This is a genomic window from Amycolatopsis sacchari (assembly GCF_900114035.1).
GTDB classification, from domain to species: domain Bacteria; phylum Actinomycetota; class Actinomycetes; order Mycobacteriales; family Pseudonocardiaceae; genus Amycolatopsis_E; species Amycolatopsis_E sacchari.
The window spans coordinates 368589-384037 of record NZ_FORP01000003.1; the positions used below are offsets into that span (position 1 = coordinate 368589).

The 15449-nt window shown below is 67.1% G+C and carries 17 protein-coding genes; 6 read left to right on the forward strand and 11 right to left on the reverse strand.

Features of this window, described 5'->3' with window-relative positions; genetic code table 11:
• Positions 1-6: 6 nt before the first annotated feature.
• The 4 genes from BMZ92_RS08410 to BMZ92_RS08425 all read right to left on the reverse strand — a co-directional run bounded on the left by BMZ92_RS08410 (position 7) and on the right by BMZ92_RS08425 (position 3182).
• Positions 7-549 (reverse strand): NuoB/complex I 20 kDa subunit family protein, encoded by a 543-nt coding sequence (locus BMZ92_RS08410; RefSeq protein WP_091505153.1) that lies wholly within the window; start codon positions 547-549, stop codon positions 7-9.
• Between the two features lie 2 nt (positions 550-551).
• Positions 552-908, reverse strand: a complete 357-nt coding sequence (locus BMZ92_RS08415; protein WP_091505224.1) for an NADH-quinone oxidoreductase subunit A — start codon at positions 906-908, stop codon at positions 552-554.
• Between the two features lie 301 nt (positions 909-1209).
• Entirely contained in the window at positions 1210-2481 is a 1272-nt protein-coding gene (locus BMZ92_RS08420; protein ID WP_091505154.1) for a geranylgeranyl reductase family protein, read from the reverse strand.
• A complete protein-coding gene (locus BMZ92_RS08425; RefSeq protein WP_091505155.1) occupies positions 2478-3182 on the reverse strand; it encodes a demethylmenaquinone methyltransferase in 705 nt (234 codons plus the stop codon). Before BMZ92_RS08425 ends, BMZ92_RS08420 begins: the two co-directional genes overlap by 4 nt.
• Before the next feature lie 167 nt (positions 3183-3349).
• On the opposite strand from BMZ92_RS08425, the gene BMZ92_RS08430 reads away from it, so the two are divergent.
• Both BMZ92_RS08430 and BMZ92_RS08435 read left to right on the forward strand, forming a co-directional pair.
• Complete coding sequence (locus BMZ92_RS08430) at positions 3350-4315, forward strand: hypothetical protein (protein WP_091505156.1); 966 nt, start codon at positions 3350-3352, stop codon at positions 4313-4315.
• Between the two features lie 4 nt (positions 4316-4319).
• The gene (locus BMZ92_RS08435) at positions 4320-5252 is read left to right on the forward strand and encodes a glycoside hydrolase family 43 protein (protein WP_091505157.1); all 933 of its coding nucleotides are present in this window, start codon (positions 4320-4322) and stop codon (positions 5250-5252) included.
• 108 nt (positions 5253-5360) lie between these two features.
• Here the strand turns inward: BMZ92_RS08435 and BMZ92_RS08440 are convergent, their stop codons facing one another.
• The 6 genes from BMZ92_RS08440 to BMZ92_RS08465 all read right to left on the reverse strand — a co-directional run bounded on the left by BMZ92_RS08440 (position 5361) and on the right by BMZ92_RS08465 (position 10796).
• Entirely contained in the window at positions 5361-5708 is a 348-nt protein-coding gene (locus BMZ92_RS08440; protein ID WP_091505158.1) for a hypothetical protein, read from the reverse strand.
• Between the two features lie 172 nt (positions 5709-5880).
• On the reverse strand, positions 5881-6225 hold the full coding sequence (locus tag BMZ92_RS08445; RefSeq protein ID WP_091505159.1) for a hypothetical protein: 345 nt from the start codon (positions 6223-6225) through the stop codon (positions 5881-5883).
• Positions 6226-6653: 428 nt separating this feature from the next.
• Positions 6654-7568, reverse strand: coding sequence for a hypothetical protein (locus BMZ92_RS08450; protein ID WP_143249820.1), 915 nt, complete (start codon positions 7566-7568; stop codon positions 6654-6656).
• 247 nt (positions 7569-7815) lie between these two features.
• Entirely contained in the window at positions 7816-8163 is a 348-nt protein-coding gene (locus BMZ92_RS08455; RefSeq protein ID WP_091505161.1) for a hypothetical protein, read from the reverse strand.
• A gap of 401 nt (positions 8164-8564) precedes the next feature.
• Positions 8565-9671, reverse strand: coding sequence for a glycosyltransferase family 4 protein (locus tag BMZ92_RS08460; protein ID WP_091505162.1), 1107 nt, complete (start codon positions 9669-9671; stop codon positions 8565-8567).
• A 3-nt stretch (positions 9672-9674) separates the two neighbouring features.
• Positions 9675-10796 carry a glycosyltransferase family 4 protein gene (locus tag BMZ92_RS08465; protein WP_177228589.1) on the reverse strand — a complete coding sequence of 374 codons (1122 nt, stop codon included), beginning with the start codon at positions 10794-10796 and terminating at the stop codon, positions 9675-9677.
• A 155-nt stretch (positions 10797-10951) separates the two neighbouring features.
• Here BMZ92_RS08465 and BMZ92_RS08470 point away from each other — a divergent pair, with 155 nt between their 5' ends.
• Positions 10952-11788: an inositol monophosphatase family protein gene (locus BMZ92_RS08470; protein WP_091505163.1), complete on the forward strand. Its 837-nt coding sequence runs from the start codon at positions 10952-10954 to the stop codon at positions 11786-11788.
• A 61-nt stretch (positions 11789-11849) separates the two neighbouring features.
• Positions 11850-12137, forward strand: coding sequence for a zinc-ribbon domain-containing protein (locus tag BMZ92_RS08475; protein ID WP_091505164.1), 288 nt, complete (start codon positions 11850-11852; stop codon positions 12135-12137).
• A 132-nt stretch (positions 12138-12269) separates the two neighbouring features.
• Here BMZ92_RS08475 and BMZ92_RS08480 read toward each other — a convergent pair whose 3' ends face one another.
• Positions 12270-13148 (reverse strand): SDR family NAD(P)-dependent oxidoreductase, encoded by an 879-nt coding sequence (locus tag BMZ92_RS08480; protein WP_091505165.1) that lies wholly within the window; start codon positions 13146-13148, stop codon positions 12270-12272.
• A 208-nt stretch (positions 13149-13356) separates the two neighbouring features.
• Between BMZ92_RS08480 and BMZ92_RS08485 the strand changes: the two genes are divergently transcribed.
• Positions 13357-14109, forward strand: coding sequence for a sugar phosphate nucleotidyltransferase (locus BMZ92_RS08485; protein ID WP_091505166.1), 753 nt, complete (start codon positions 13357-13359; stop codon positions 14107-14109).
• The gene (locus BMZ92_RS08490; RefSeq protein WP_091505167.1) at positions 14096-15448 is read left to right on the forward strand and encodes an NAD(P)-binding protein; all 1353 of its coding nucleotides are present in this window, start codon (positions 14096-14098) and stop codon (positions 15446-15448) included. Before BMZ92_RS08485 ends, BMZ92_RS08490 begins: the two co-directional genes overlap by 14 nt.
• Position 15449 lies beyond the last annotated feature (1 nt).

The window sequence follows — 15449 nt, forward strand, 5'->3', positions numbered from 1 at the left end:
AGGGGATCACTTCTTTGCGTACTTGACCGACGACGGGATCAGCTCGGTGCGGTGCCCCGCCTTGAGCGCGGCGCGGCGCGGCCCCATCGGCTCGTCCTGGATCTTGGCGTGCAGCTTGAGGATCGCGTCGAGCAGCATCTCCGGCCGCGGCGGGCAGCCCGGCAGGTACATGTCCACCGGCACGATGTGGTCGACGCCCTGCACGACCGCGTAGTTGTTGAACATCCCGCCAGACGAGGCGCACACGCCCATCGCGAGCACCCAGCGCGGCTCGGCCATCTGGTCGTAGATCTGCCGCAGCACCGGCGCCATCTTCTGCGTGACGCGGCCGGCGACGATCATCAGGTCGGCCTGCCGCGGCGTCGCGCTGAACCGCTCCATGCCGAAGCGCGCGATGTCGTACCGGGAACCGCCCGTGGTCATCATCTCGATGGCGCAGCAGGCGAGGCCGAACGTCGCGGGCCACAGCGAGTTCTTGCGCGCCCAGTTGACCAGGCCTTCGAGGCTGGCCAGCAGGATTCCGTTGGGGAGCTTCTCTTCGAGACCCATCTTCAGTTCCAATCCAGCCCGCCGCGCCGCCACACGTAGGCGTAGGCGAAGCCGACCGTCGCGATGAACAACACGATCTCCACCAGGCCGAACAGGCCGAGCGAGTCCGCGGAGACCGCGAACGGGTAGAGGAAGACCATCTCGATGTCGAACAGGATGAACAGCATCGCGGTGATGTAGTAGGCGACGGGCATCCGGCCGCCGCCGACGAGCGGCTGCGGTGAGGGCTCGATGCCGCACTCGTAGGCCTGCAGCTTGGCCTTGTTGTACCGGCTCGGCCCGACCAGCGGCCCGAGCAGCACGGAGAGCACGGCGAACGCCGCCGCCAGCACGAACAACAGGACCAACGGCACGTACATCGCCGGACTGGCGGACGCGCCCTGCGCTAACACCACGTGTCCCACTCCTTCCGCAGCGTCGCGGAGATTGTGAATTTGTTCACAAGCCTTCCGTCGAAGTTGTGAACGGGTTCACAAAGCATGGGGGCAGTGTAGGACGCGGCTCACATTGTTGTCGCGGGGTCCTTGGTTTAAGGGAGCCCTAACTTCCGGGAGGGCCCGCGAAGGCCCTCAGGCCCCAGACCTGGGAGGAAAGGAACAAGATCAGCTGGGCTGCCCGTTTTCACGGAGAGTCAATGTGACGTAACCCACGCGAGAGGTGTCACGCGCTCGGCGTAAGCCGGGCCGCGAGCGCGATCATCCGGTCCACGGCGTCCCCGCCGCGGGCGTCGTAACAGCCGGAAAGCCCCTTGTAGATGAGCGGGATGAGGGGGTTGACACGCAGCCCGTACTTGGTCGCGGCCCGCATGACCTTCGGGTGCCCGATGGCCTTCGCGAACAGGTTGCCGAGCCGGTAGTACCCGCCCATCAGCTCCTTCAGTGCCACTGGGTAACCGTGCAGCGCCCGTTCGCGGGACGGACCCTCCGGCCGGGCGAGCGCCTGCGCGACGAACTCCGCGGCCAGCTGCGCCGACTCCATCGCCGACGAGATGCCCTCGCCGTTGAACGGGCTCACCATGCCGCCGGCGTCGCCGAGCAGCAGCAGCCCGTTCCGGTAGTGCGGGGTGCGGTTGAAGCCCATCGGGAGCCCCGCGCCGCCGATGCGGCCGATCGCGTTCTCCTCGCGGTAGCCCCACTCCTCGGGCGTCGAGTCGAGCCACGAGCGCAGCAGCGCGCGGTAGTCGGTGTTGCGGAAGGCCTTGGACGTGGACAGCATGCCGAGCCCGATGTTGACCGTGCCGTCGCCGAGCGGGAACGCCCAGCCGTAACCGGGCAGCAGCTTCGGGTTCCGCGGGTCGCTGCGGTCCCAGAGCTCCAGGTGCCCCTCGATGAACGGGTCGTCGTGGCGCGGGCTCTTGTAGTACCGGCGGACGGCGACACCCATCGGCCTGCGGTCGTCGGAGTCGATGCCGACGGACCGGGCGAGCTTGGCGTTGACGCCGTCGCAGGCCAGCACGAGCGGGGCGTGGTAGCGGACCGGCGTCTTCTCCGGGCCGACCTTCGCCTCGACGCCGATGACCCGGCCCGTGCGCTCGTCGGTGATCGCGCCGGTGACGTTCGTGCGCTCCTGCAGCCGCGCCCCCGCCTTGACCGCGGTCTTCGCCAGCAGGTCGTCGAAGTCGAAGCGGGTGCGGGAAACGCCGTAGGGCGGGTAGCTGGTCAGCTCCGGCCAGTCGAGTTCGAGGGTGAGCTCGCCGGTGAGGATGCGCAGGCCGCGGCTGTGCACCCAGCCCGCCTCGGGGCTGGTGTCGATACCCAGGTCGATCAGCTGCTTCACGCCGCGGGGCGTGATGCCGTCACCGCAGACCTTCTCGCGCGGGAACTCCGTCTTCTCCAGCAGGAGCACGTCGAGCCCGGCACGCGCCAGGTACGTGGCCACGGTCGACCCGGCCGGGCCGGCACCGACGACGATCACCTGGGCATCGAGAGTCATGCTTCCGAGTTTAGAGGGGGCTTCGAAGCGCGATGGATGGCGACGACGCCGAACGTGAGGTTCAACCACTCCACCCGATGCCACCCGGCCTCGGCGATCGTCTGCGCGAACGCCCGCTGGTCCGGCCACGCCAGCATCGACTCCGCGAGGTAGGAGTACGCCTCCGGGTTGCTGGAGCTGAACCGGCCGAACAAGGTCATCACGCGGAGCAGGAACTTGCGGTACAGGAACCGGATCGGCGTGAACGGCGGCGTCGAGACCTCGCAGATCACCAGCCGGCCGCCCGGCTTGACCACGCGGGCGATCTCGACGAGCGCGGCCTTGGTGTCGACGAAGTTGCGGATGCCGAAGCTGATCGTGGCCGCGTCGAAGCTCTCGTCGGCGAAGGGCAGGTGCAGCGCGTCCGCGGCCACCATCGGCACGCCGCGGTGCCTACCGTTGCGCAGCATCCCGAGCGAGAAGTCCGCGGCCAGGCACCACGCTCCGCCCCGCGCGTACTCGGCGGTGGAGACACCGGTACCGGCGGCGAGGTCGAGCACCTTCTCCCCCGGCTTCGCGTCGAGCACGTGCGAGGTGATCGTGCGCCAGCGCCGGTCGAAGCCGAAGGTCATGACGGAGTTCGCGCGGTCGTAACCGCGCGCGACGCCGTCGAACATGGCGGCGACCTCGTGCGGGTCCTTGTCGAGGTTCGCTCGGGGCATGGCTAGAACTTTAGGGGCGGCCCTCGCCACCTCGTTCAGGCCACCTGCCACTACTTCCATCGAGCGAACTCCGCCCCAACAGGTGTGAAGTTTCCCCCACCGGGCTACCTGTGTGTTGCGGGTAGCAGGCGGTGACGGGAGGGGCACGATCCGTGGGTGACAAACGGATGAGCGTAGAGACCGGCCGCCGAGGCTTCCTCCTCCTGTCCGCCGCCGGGGTGCTCAGCGCGTGCGCCGGACCGATGGTCACCGTCGCCGGCCGCCCGAACGCGGCGCCGCCGACCGCTCCCGTACCCGTTCCCGCCCCGCCGCCTCCACCGCCGGTGTCGCCGGCCACCCCGTCGCCGCTCGCGGTCACCAACGCGGAGCCGACCGGTCCGCTGCGCGTCGGGTTCTGCGGCGGCCCGAACGCCCCCGCCCTGGGCCGCATGACCGGCAACCTGGTCGCGGCCGGCGAGGAACTGACCCGGCAGATCTCCGCGTACCGCACCGACGGCCCGATCCAGCCCGTCGTCGAGCTGATCGCCACGCGCGTCATCTCCACTCCCGGCGCGGACGGGCTCTACCGCAGCCGCGAGAGCGACTCCAGCATCCAGTCCTACTTGGACGAAGCGCGACGGCTGAAAGGCTTGCTGCTGCTGAACATTCAGCCCGGCCACGCCGATTTCCCCACCGAAGTCAGGGCCTTCGAGCGGTGGCTGACCGAGCCCGACGTCGGCCTCGCACTCGACCCGGAGTGGGCGGTGGACCCCGGCGTCCGGCCCGGCCAGAAGTTCGGGCACGTCACCGGCGCGGTGCTCGACCAGGTCGCCACCTACGTGTCAGAGCTCGTCAGCAGTCACAACCTGCCGCCGAAGATGATGGTGTACCACCAGGTCGCCACGTCCGTCGTGCGCGACGAGGGCGATCTCAAGCCGCACGACGGGGTCGTGCCGATCAAGGTCGTCGACGGCATCGGCAGCCGCGAAGCCAAGATCACGACCTGGAACCTCGTGATGCGGCAGAAGCCCGCCCACGTCCAGGCGGGGTTCAAGCTCTTCTACGACGAGGACACGCGCCGCGGTGCCCCGCTGATGAAACCGGAAGAGGTGCTGGCGCTGCGTCCCGCACCGACGTACGTCGTCTACGAGTGAGGTCATGAAGAAGAGCAGGCTGCGGGCGTTGTCCGTGGCGGCGGTGGCCGCCGTGCTCACCACCGGTGCCGCCCGCGTCGACCCCGCCACCCCGAAGTTGTTGATCAACCAGGATTTCCCGGATCCGGCCGTGCTCCAGTCGGCGAACGGCTACTACGCCTACGCCACGCGGGGTGGCTCGGCGAGGATCCCGTACGCGGTCGCGTCGTCGGCGGACGGCCCGTGGAAGGTGCAGGGCGACGCCCTCGCCCGGAATCCCGCGTGGGCCAAGCCGGACGGCGCGTTCTGGGCGCCGGACGTCGGCCGGATGAACAACGGCCAGTACCGCGTGTACTTCTCCGCCCAGCTGCCGGGCGACAACCGCATGTGCATCGGCACGGCGACCTCGTCGTTGCCCACGGGCCCGTTCAACCCGGTGGACAGCGCACCACTGGTCTGCCCGCCCGAGGACGGCGGCGACATCGACCCGCAGTCCTTTGTGGATTCGGACGGGAAGCACTACCTGCTGTACAAGAGCAACGCGGGGCCGACGACCATCTGGTTGCAGGAGGTCACGAACGACGGAGGAACTCTGGTTGGCGGCCGCATCCCGTTGCTCCGCGCCGACCGCCCCGAAGAACGTGGTGACGTGGAAGCGCCTTCACTGGTCAAGATCGGCTCGGGGTACGTGCTCTTCTACTCCGCCGACTCCTTCGACAACGTCGACTACCACACGGGATACGCCACTTCCGCGTCGCTGAAAGGCCCGTACACCAAGGCATCCCAGCCACTGCTGACCACCGGCGGCCTCGGCAGCCAGGTCAACGGTCCCGGCGGAGCCGACGTGACCGCCCAGCGGATCTTCTTCCACGGCTGGCTCTCCCCCGACCACCACAACGGGCGCGGCCTGTACTCGCTGCCCGTCCGCTTCGAAGGCGGCAAACCGGTGGCGGGCTGAGCACAAAAACGATGCGGGACCCGGACCTGTAGGTCCGAGCCCCGCATCCCTCCACCCACCGGCAAACCCGAACGGGGAACCTTCGTTCGGCGCAGCCGGGAGCCTCTATCAGTTGTCCTGCGACGTGCCGCCGTCCTCGATGGCACCGGAAGCGCAGTTCTGCGGGTCCTCGCCGGCCGCGTCGCTGTCGCCCTCGGACAGGATCGGAACGCTGATGCCCTTGGCGACGTCCTGCACCGGGACCTGAACACCCAGGACGTTGATGTTGTCCTTGCAGACGCCCACGGCGGCGTTCACGTTGTGCAGGACGTCCAGGTTGTTCAGGTTCGCCAGCGCGGACTGGTCGGTGTCACCATCGTAGTGGTGGCTGCCGACCTCGGCGGCGGAAGCGGTGCCACCCAGCAAGGTCACACCGGCGGCGATGGCAGCGGCAGCGAAGCCAACCTTCTTAAGCACTGAAACAACTCCTCGAGAATCGGTTCGGAACTACTTCGGAAAAAAGGTGCGGCCAACCGGCACGAGGTGGGCCGGGTGCACGATCGGGGTCGTGTACCCGAACCCACCTCGCATCACCGGCCGCTGGGCTTCCGGTTCGGGCGGACCGGAAACCCGTCGAGCGGCCTGGAACTCAGTTGTCCTGGCTCGTGCCGCCGTCTGCGACGCCACCGGAGGCGCAGTTCATCGGGTCCTCGCCCTCGGCGCTGCTCGAACCCTCGGAGAGGATCGGCACACCGATGCCCTTCAGGGCGTCCTGGATCGGCACCTGGACACCGAGGACGTTGATGTTGTTCTTGCACACACCCAGGGTCGCGTTCACGTTGTGCAGGGCGTCCAGGTTGTTGACGTTGACCAGACCCACCTGCTGGTCGTCGCCGTCCCGGTTGTGGTGGGATTCGCTCGCCGAAGCCACGCCGCCCAGCAACATCATGCCAGCGGCCGCTCCCGCGGCCACGAAACCCATCTTCTTCAACACAAGGAACTCCTCAGAGGTTTCGGATTCAGGGACACCGGGCTTGTTCTACGAGAGATCATTTTCCCTGCCCGTGCAGCAAAAGTACCCAGCATCGGCCACTCACTCCACCGGGCGCCACCATCGTGTCACGGCGCGAGCCTCTGACCGAACCTTTAGTCGCCCGTTGGTGTGTATGCGCTTTCTCTGCCGAGCTGGGCTGGAGTTCCTGTGCTAGCTGACCTCGCCGCGGAAGCGGGTGTGGAACCCGGCGGGCTTTCCCCGCGGCGGCGTGTCGAATTCCTTGCCACCACTGACGACAGTACAGTTCGATCGGCCGTAGTGGTAGCTGTTCTCGTTGGGGGACAAGGGAGCGGGAAAGGCTCTGCGCCGGCCGAGACCGGCGCAGAGCCCGTTCCACAACAGATCTTGCCGGTCAGACGACGGCAGGATCAGTCGTCGTCCCCGAACGCGGTGAACGAGCCACTCGTGTTCGAGTAACTCGCGGCACCCGCCGGGCCCGCCGCGGCACTGCCCGTGTGGTAGACAGCGCCGTCCTCGTCCGCGCCGCTCAGCTGGTGCCACGAGCTGGCGCCCGCGGGACCGGCGGAGTGGCTCCACTGCGCGTAGGCCGAGTGGTCGTCGACGGCCAGGGCGGCGGTGCCGTGAGAGCTGGCACCGCCGGGACCGGCCGACGTGGCGGATTCGTGGTGCACCGCAACGCTCACCGGCTCGTCGACCTCGTCGTAGACGACGTCGTCGTCCACGTCCTGGCAACCGCAGTCGTTGTCCTCGTGGTGGTGCACGACGGGCCTGTCCACCACGTGGTGCACGGTGTGGTGTTCGTCGACGTCGTGGCAGCCGCAGTCGTAGTCATCGTCGTCGGCGTCGTGCACCACGACCACCGGGTGCTCGTCGGCTTCATGGCAGCCGCCTCCGCACCCGTTGTCGTCGGACTCGTGCACGACCACGTGGTGGACCTCTTCGTCGCCGTCACAACCACCGCCGCACTTGTTGTCGTCGGTGATCTTGTGACGGCCAGCCGTGTACCCGTGGTGGTTGTCCGACCAGTGGTGGCCGATCCAACCGTCCTCGTCGTTGTCCCCGCTGCTGGAAGCAACGTCGAAGATCCCGGCGCCACCGACGCCGGCCCACGAACCTTCGGCGGCGTAGGACGCGCCATCGTCGTCCGCCGAGGCGCTCTGGTCGAACACCCCGGCACCCCACGATCCGGCGTAGGCACCGGAGGCACCGTAGGAGCTGCCGCTCCAGTCGTGCCAGGGGTCGGCACTCGCGGTGCCGCTCATGAACAGGAACAGGGGTGCCACAAGCACTCCGGCTCCCGCCACCTTTTTGCGCAGAGACATCTTCGGTCTGTCTCCCTTTCAACAGTGAAAGGCGGCCTGCAGTACTGTCAATGGTCGAAGTCCGCCTGTTGCCGGTTGATCTTTGAGGCCTCGAACCGAAGATACCCAACGGAAATCGAGTCAACAGGACCCGTTTCGGCGGGGACACTCGATAGGGGGGACGGTGTAACGCCCGCGCGTTCGGCCGCCCTGAAAGACCGCGTCGTGCCCGCTCGGCCGATCCACTCGAACCGGTGGCCTGCGATGATCAACTCACGGCGGGCCAGGCCTCCGCTTCCACGGACAACGCGGTGGCGACGTCGAGCGTTCCCGATCGTACCTGTGCCGCAAGGGAATCCGGCTCGGCCGGCACGAACAGCCAGCCTCGCACGTGTTCGTCGCAGTACCGGGGAGGCTCGCCGTCGCCGACGCCGAGCGCGGCGAAGTGGTCGCGGGCCGCCACCGTCTGCGGCACCCAGTGCCTGCCCCAGCGCAACACGATCCGCGCGAGGTCGTTGGGCACGTCGGCGGGGTGGATGAGCCGGTCGCCCGTGATCGGGATCAGCTGCGGGGTGTAGGTCGCGCCCGGCGCGGTGACCGTCAGGTAGTCAGTCATGTCTCGTTGCCTCGGATCTCGTACAGCGGGGGGCGCCCGCGCGGGAGGAAATCCGCGCAGGACGAACAAGCGACGTGGCTCGGCCAGGTCGCTGGACACGCGCTCGACTACGGAGCGGTATTACTTATCGGGCTCCGCGAAAATAGACCACACGAACGGGTGGTTTAAAATCGCGATCATGGTCTTCGCCACCTCTTTTGGAAACGCATCTTCGGATTTCCGCTCGACAACTCCCACCACCATGATCAATACTGAGCGCACTGTGACCGACAGTATGCGCTCCTGCCGCGATCCGGTCGCACCACGCCACGGATCCGCTGGTACAGGAGCGTTTACGAAGGCTCTCGTTCTGAACCGATCGGAGATGTTAGCGAAACCGGTGAAAGATCGACAACGGGGTCTCAGTGCCGCAGCACGGACAACATTCCCCGCACGGACTCGGGCCAGGAGAATTCTTCGGCCCGCGCCCGCGCGGCGGCTCGTCGTGCTTCTTCCGGGCTTTCCAGCAATCCCGTCACGGCGTTCGCGAACGCGCCGGGAAGATCGGGAACGGCGGCCCCGCAACCAGGCCGGACTATTTCCCGCAGCGCGGACGACGCCGAGACCACCACCGGGGTGCCGGACGCCAGCGCTTCGAGCGCGGCGAGCCCGAACGTCTCATGTGGTCCGGGCGCGAGCGAGACGTCCGCGCTCGCCAGCAGGCGCGCGACGTCAGCGCGGTCGGACAGGAAACCGAGGAACGTGACGGGCAGCCCGCGAGCGCGGCGCTCCAGCGCCCGCCGCCGCGGACCGTCGCCGGCGATCACCAGCCGCACGCGGTCGCCCGACTCCGTCAGTTCGGCGACCGTGTCCACACTGCGTTCAACGTGTTTCTCCGGGGACAACCGACCACAGTGGACCAACAGTGCGTCCGCTCCCCCGGCGAGCTCGGAACGCCAACCGGAATCGCGGTGGGCAGGCGTGAAGGCGGCGAGGTCCACCCCCAGCGGCACGCGCTGCACGTTGGGCGCGCCGATGCGGTCGAACTCCTCGCGCGCGAACAAGGTGGTGCAGACCACCTTGTCGTAGCTTCGGGCCATCCGCCCGTTGGCCACATCGGCGATCCTCCGCGCGAGCGGGCCGGGCAGCAGGAACTGGGCCAGCAGCCGGTCGAGCCGCTCGTGTGAGATGACCACGCTCGGCACGTCGTGCCGCCGCGCCCAGGTGCCCATGCCCCGCAGGGTCAGCCGGTCCGACACTTCGAGGCGGTCCGGTTCCAGCTCGCGCAACAACGCCCGCACGCGGTACGGGTCGACCGCCCGGTATCCGCCCGTGCCCGGGATCTTCGGCGCGGGCAGGGAAAACCGGCGGACGCCGGTCGGCAGCACCTCTTCGCGGTACCGGCTGCCGGGCACGACGAGCGTCACCCGGTGCCCGCTCGCCACGTACCCCGCGCCGAGGTGGTGCAGCGCGGTGCGGAGCCCGCCCGAGCGGGGCCCGTAGAAGTTGGCGAGCTGAACGATGTGCATCGCTCAGGCCGCACGGGCGACGGGCCCCGCGACGGCTTGGTAGTGCCCGACGAGTTCGGCGCACACCGCGGGCCACGTCCGGCCGAGGACGACCTTGCGTGCCTTCTGCCCGAGCCGGGCGCGCAGGGCCGGATCACGCAGGTCCCGCACCCGGTCGACGAGTTCCCGCGCGAAGTCCGGCCGGTCGACGGGCAGCAGGTAACCGGTGCGGCCGGGCAGGACGAGGTCCCTGGGGCCACCGGCGTCAGGCGCGAGGACGGGCAGGCCGGAGGCCATGGCCTCCTGCACGGCCTGGCAGAACGTTTCGTAGGGACCGGTGTGGACGAAGACGTCGAGGCTCGCGTACGCCGCGGCGAGTTCGTCGCCGTAGCGCGCCCCGAGGAAGGCGGCGTTCGGCAGGGCCGCCCGCAGCGGCTCGAGTTCCGGTCCGTCGCCGACCGCCACGACGCGAATCCCCGGCACCCCGTCGAGCGCGGCGAGCCGGTCGACCTCCTTCTCGGGCGCGAGGCGTCCGACGAAGCCGACGAGCAGCGCACCGTCGGGCGCGAGCCGGGCGCGGAGCTCGGCATCGGCGTGCTCGGGCGAGAACCGCTCGACGTCCACCCCCCGGCCCCACCTGTATACACGCGGTATGCCGTGTGCACGCAGGTCGTGCACGGATTGCGTGGAGGGGGCGAGGGTCCGGTCGGCCTTCGTATGCAACCTGCGTACCCAGCGCCAGGCCGCGCGAGCACCGAGCCGGAGGCCGTACGCGGTGGCGAAGCCGGGGATGTCGGTCTGGTAGACGGCGACCGTCGGCACGCGCAGCCGGCGTGCCGCGGCGAGCCCCCGCGCGCCGACGACGAAGGGCGAGGCGAGGTGCACGACGTCGGGGCGGAACCCGGCGAGCGCGGTGAGCACGGTCCGGGTCGGCAGCCCGATGGGCAGGGAGTTGACCACCGGGAGGTCGACCGCCGGGATGCGGACCACCGGGGCGCCGAGGTACTCGTCCGGCCCGGTGAGGCCGGGCGCGACGACGAGGACGTCGTCGCCGCGTCCGCGCAGGTGCTCCACCACGCGCAGGACCGAGTTGGTCACGCCGTTCACCTGCGGGAGGAAGCTTTCGGTGACGATGGCGACTCGCACCTGGTGAAGGTCTCACGGGTGCCCGGTTCGTCCGGGGAAGGGGGCGTGACCGGCGTGGAAACGCTGCCCGAACTTCCCGGACCGCTGCCTTCCGGAGTAGACACTTCATCTCCCCGTAGCGTTCCGGACACTCGGTGCGGCCACACTAGACCGGCGTGACCCTTCTATCCGCCCGCCCGTCCCAGCCGGTCGAGCCCGGCCTGCTGTCACGGGCGCTCGAGGTCGCCGGACGGCTGGCCAACGACGCCACCGACGTGATCACCGCGACCGCCGGCCGGGGTGCGCACCCGGACACGAGAGAGTCGCCGTTCGACTGGGTCACCGACACCGACCGGATCCTCGAACGGCACACGAGGCGTGTGCTGACGGCCGAGTTCCCCGGTATCCCGGTGGTGGGCGAGGAGTTCGGCGCCGACCACGGAGCCGATCGCGCGCCGTACCGCTGGGTGGTCGACCCGGTGGACGGCACGGCCAACTACGTCGCCGGGGTGCCGTGGTGCGCCTACAGCCTCGCGCTGGTGGACGCGTCGGGGCCGGTCGTCGGGGTGGTCGCGGACCCGTACCGGGCGCAGATCTACGCCGCGGCGCGCGGCCGGGGCACGCGGGCGAACGGCAAACCGGTGCGGTTGACCGACCGGCCGCTGACCGAGGGCGCGATCGTGTGCACGGAGCTGGCGCGCAAGGGTCCGTGGCCGGGAATGGGCGAGTTCATCGAGCGCGCCGCGGCCGCGCACGTCGGGGTCCGCGTACTGGGGTCGGCGGCGCTGTCGATCGCGCAGGTCGCGCTGGGTCACGCGGCCGCCGCGGTGCTGCACAGCTATCACGAGTGGGACGTGGCGGGCTCGGTCGCGCTGGCGATCGAGGCGGGGGCCGCGGTGCTGGACCGGCGGGGTGAAGGCACGGCGCTCCCGGCCGACGGCCTGCTCGTCGCGGCGCCCAGTGCTGCCGAGGAGGTCCTGTCGTGGTGGCAGAAAGCGGCGATTTCACGCTGAGGGGATCTCGGGCGCGGGTTCGTGCGTCTGAGGGTCGTTTCCCGACGACTGGAGTGACCCGATGATCATCTACGGCTGGCGGCGCAAGGTGCACGACCTGGCGACCACGACCTACCTCTGCGCCCGCTGCGGCAACCCGAGCGCGCACGTCCTGCGCCGCGCGGTCACGAAGGTCACGCTGTTCTTCATCCCGCTGTTCCCCGTGTCGTCGAAGTACTTCACCGTCTGCACCTTCTGCGGCGCGACGAACGCCTTGACCAAGGACCAGGCCCAGGAGGTCCAGGCCGCGGCCGCCGCACAGGCGGCGCCGGTTCAGCCGCAGGTGCCGCAGCAGTACCAGAGCAACTGACGGGGTCACTTGCCCGTGAGGGCAGGCTCCGGGGTGGCGACTGTGGGCGTGCCGCGGCGGCTGCGGTGGGTGCCGGCGTGCTCTCGCACGCCACCCTGCGGTCACCGCGGTTACATCGCGGTCGTCGGCCGCTCACCAGGCCGTGAAGCCCCCATCGACGGGCAAATTCGCGCCGGTGATGTAGGCGGCTTCCTCCGACAGCAGGAAGCGAATAGCTGCGGTGACGTCGCCGACCTTGCCGAGCCTGCCCAGCGGATACTGCTCGGCAAGCTTCGCCCTGACCTCGGCGTCGGTCTTTCCCTGGCGGTACTTGGCCGTGACCGGATCTGGACCGGCCAGGTTCGTCCGGTGCGGCACGTACCTGCCGCTTCCATCGTCATACACCGGTGCCTGCACGTGACCGGGGCTGACGATGTTCACCGTCACACCCCATGGTGCTACTGCGACAGCTAGGTCTTTTGTCAGCTGGACAAGCCCCGCCTTGCTGACCGAGTACGCAGTTTCGCGAACAGGGCCCCGGTCGCCTTCGGTTTCGATCGGCAGCAATCCGTCGAACAACTTGTTGTTGAGGGCGGTCACACCGTAGATCGAGCCCACGTTGACTATCCGACCACCACCAGCTTCCCTCATGTAACCGAGTGCCTCCTGCGCAAGAAAGAAGGATGCCTCGAGGTTCGTCTCGACGACGTCCCGCCAATCTTGCACCGACGCGGCGAGCAGCGGCTTCAGCCTCGTGATAGCGGCGTTGTTGACCACACCGAACAGCCGGCCATCAGCTGCCGCGACCGAGCAGATCCGCTTTCGATCGTGACTCGAACGGATGTCACCCACGCACAGGGCGGCGCGATCGCTACCACCTTTTGCCAGCTCCACAGTCCGTCTGAGCGCCTGCTCATCACGCCCGACGAGGACGCAATGGTACCCATCCTCGAGTAAACGATGAGCCGTCGAGCGGCCCAGCATACCTCCCGCTCCGGTGACTATCACCCTCTTCTCGAAGTAGCTGCTCACAACCCTCCTTCCCTCCTCGACGTCACCTCGCAATACTCCGACGAAACTAGCGACGTCCGGATGGGACGGTAGAGGCCGGTTTTCACCAAAGCGCCTCACCCAGCATGCCCCTGAGTCGGTCTGCGAAAAATCGCCCCTCTTATGGTTGTCCGTCAACGTCCGTAGCGTCTAGTTCGATGGCCACAGACGACTCACGGAGCCTTTCCCGATGTGGAGCAACCGAGCAATATCGAGAGAAGTTGTTGGAATAGTTCTCGGCGGCGGCCGTGGAACTCGGCTCCGCCCGCTGACGGACAACACGAACAAGCATCTTCTGCCCATCGCCGGAACGCCCATGATCACGAGGTGCATCAATCAACTTCTTGAAGCAAACATCAAGGACATCGTCGTCCTGATCGATCAGAAGTACGCCTCGCAGTTCATGGACGCCTTGCAGGACGGACGATCATTGGGTGCACGCAGCCTGTGCTACGCGTGGCAGCCGTTGAACGGAGCAGGATTACCCACGGCAATTGCACATGCCGCGCCTCACACAAAAGGACGTCGCATCGTCGTCGCATGTGGTGACGTACTCATCGAAAAAGGGATCTCCGGCCCTGTTCAGGATTTCCTCGCCCAACCCCGAGGTGCGCGAATGGTCACAGCCTTCAGTGCCGACAGTGCGGGGTACAGCCCACTCAAGACCTTGGACGACCGAGTGGTCGACATTCTACCCAAGGACCAGAGCCGACATGTTCCAGCCATGATCGACCTCGGTGTGTACATGTACACCCCGGAGGTCTTCGACCGGATCCCCCGGCTGCTTCCGTCAGCGCGCGGCGAGACGGAGATCTGGGACCTCAATCTCAGCTACGCAGCTGAGGGTGAGTTGCGATTCAGTCAGATAGACGGCTGGTGGTCCGACACCGGAAGCGACCTCAAAACCTACTGCGAGGCGGACACGCACTATGCCAACAGGTAGCACGATTGGCCGAATTCCTCTGCTCATCCTAGGATCGGGCCTGGCCGGGCTCGGAGCTGGCGTGGAAGCACAGCGCCAAGGCATCCAAAGTCTGATCCTTGAGGCAGACGAGCTGCCAGGGGGACTTTGCAGAAGCTCAAAACTGCTCGGCTGCGAATTTGATTTCGGCCCAAAGATACTTATACTCGATGAATCCGAAAACTCGGCGGATATCCTAAACTTCCTCGACGGGAACCAGGAGGGTTACCCCCTGCGGGAAAACGTATACCTGACGGAGCACGGTCTGCTTGATTTCCCCCTGCAGCGCAATCTCGTGGACCTGCCACTAGCCGAGCGTATGAAGATTCTGCGAGATATCGAGTGGGCACAGCATCATCCGCGACCAATTCGAAGTTACCGGGACTGGCTGGTCAACGGCTACGGCCAACGCCTGTGTGAGCAGGTTCTCTTCCCCTACGAAGAGAAAAAATGGCAGATCTCGTTGGACGACTTGGACTACACCTGGGCGCTCGACCGACCGGTCAAAGTACACCTTGACGAGGTCAAAGCAGGAGCGTTCACCAAGCTCCAGCCAAGCAGGCAATACTTCTATCCAAAAGTCGGCAGCATCGCCACGCTCAGCGAGGCCATGGCTGAGCAGGCCGGAGAGATAGTGCTTGAGACGCGGGTCGAGCACATTGATCTTGAGCGGAAGTTGGTCCATGCCGGCCACAAAACCTACAGCTACGATACCCTCATCTCATCGATCCCCTTGGATGACGAGGTGCGGATGACCGGCGGTGGCGTGAACAAGGTCCTTCGACAGCAGGTCTCATCGACCCTCCGGCGGCTTTCGATCCGGGTTTTCAACCTTATCTTTGAAGGGAACGTGGAGCTGGACGGTACCGCGATCTACTTCCCAGAAAAAGAGTTCTTATTCAGGCGCATTTGCGTTTTGCAAAACCTCTGCCCTTCGTTATCGCGTACCGGGAAGACCCCACTCTCGATCGAGATCTCACTCAAGCCCGAAGAAGCACCACCGGCAGTAGGTGACCAACTGAGCGCGAGCCTGGAACAGCTCAAACGCATACCCCAGTTTGCAAAATTGGGCCGCCTCCTCGGCCACGAAGTACGAGAAATCGATTTCGCTTACCCCATGCAAACAAACGGATTACGCGCTTTGGTCGACCGGGTGCACCAAGAATACGCTCGACACGGTGTTTTTCATTGCGGTCGGGGTGGAAACTTCGACTACTGCAACAGTGATATCGCATACCGCCAAGGCAGGTCGACAGTGCAGCAGTTGAGTCGAGGGACGTTGGCTACCACTTCATGGACCTCTCAACGAACGACCGGGTGAA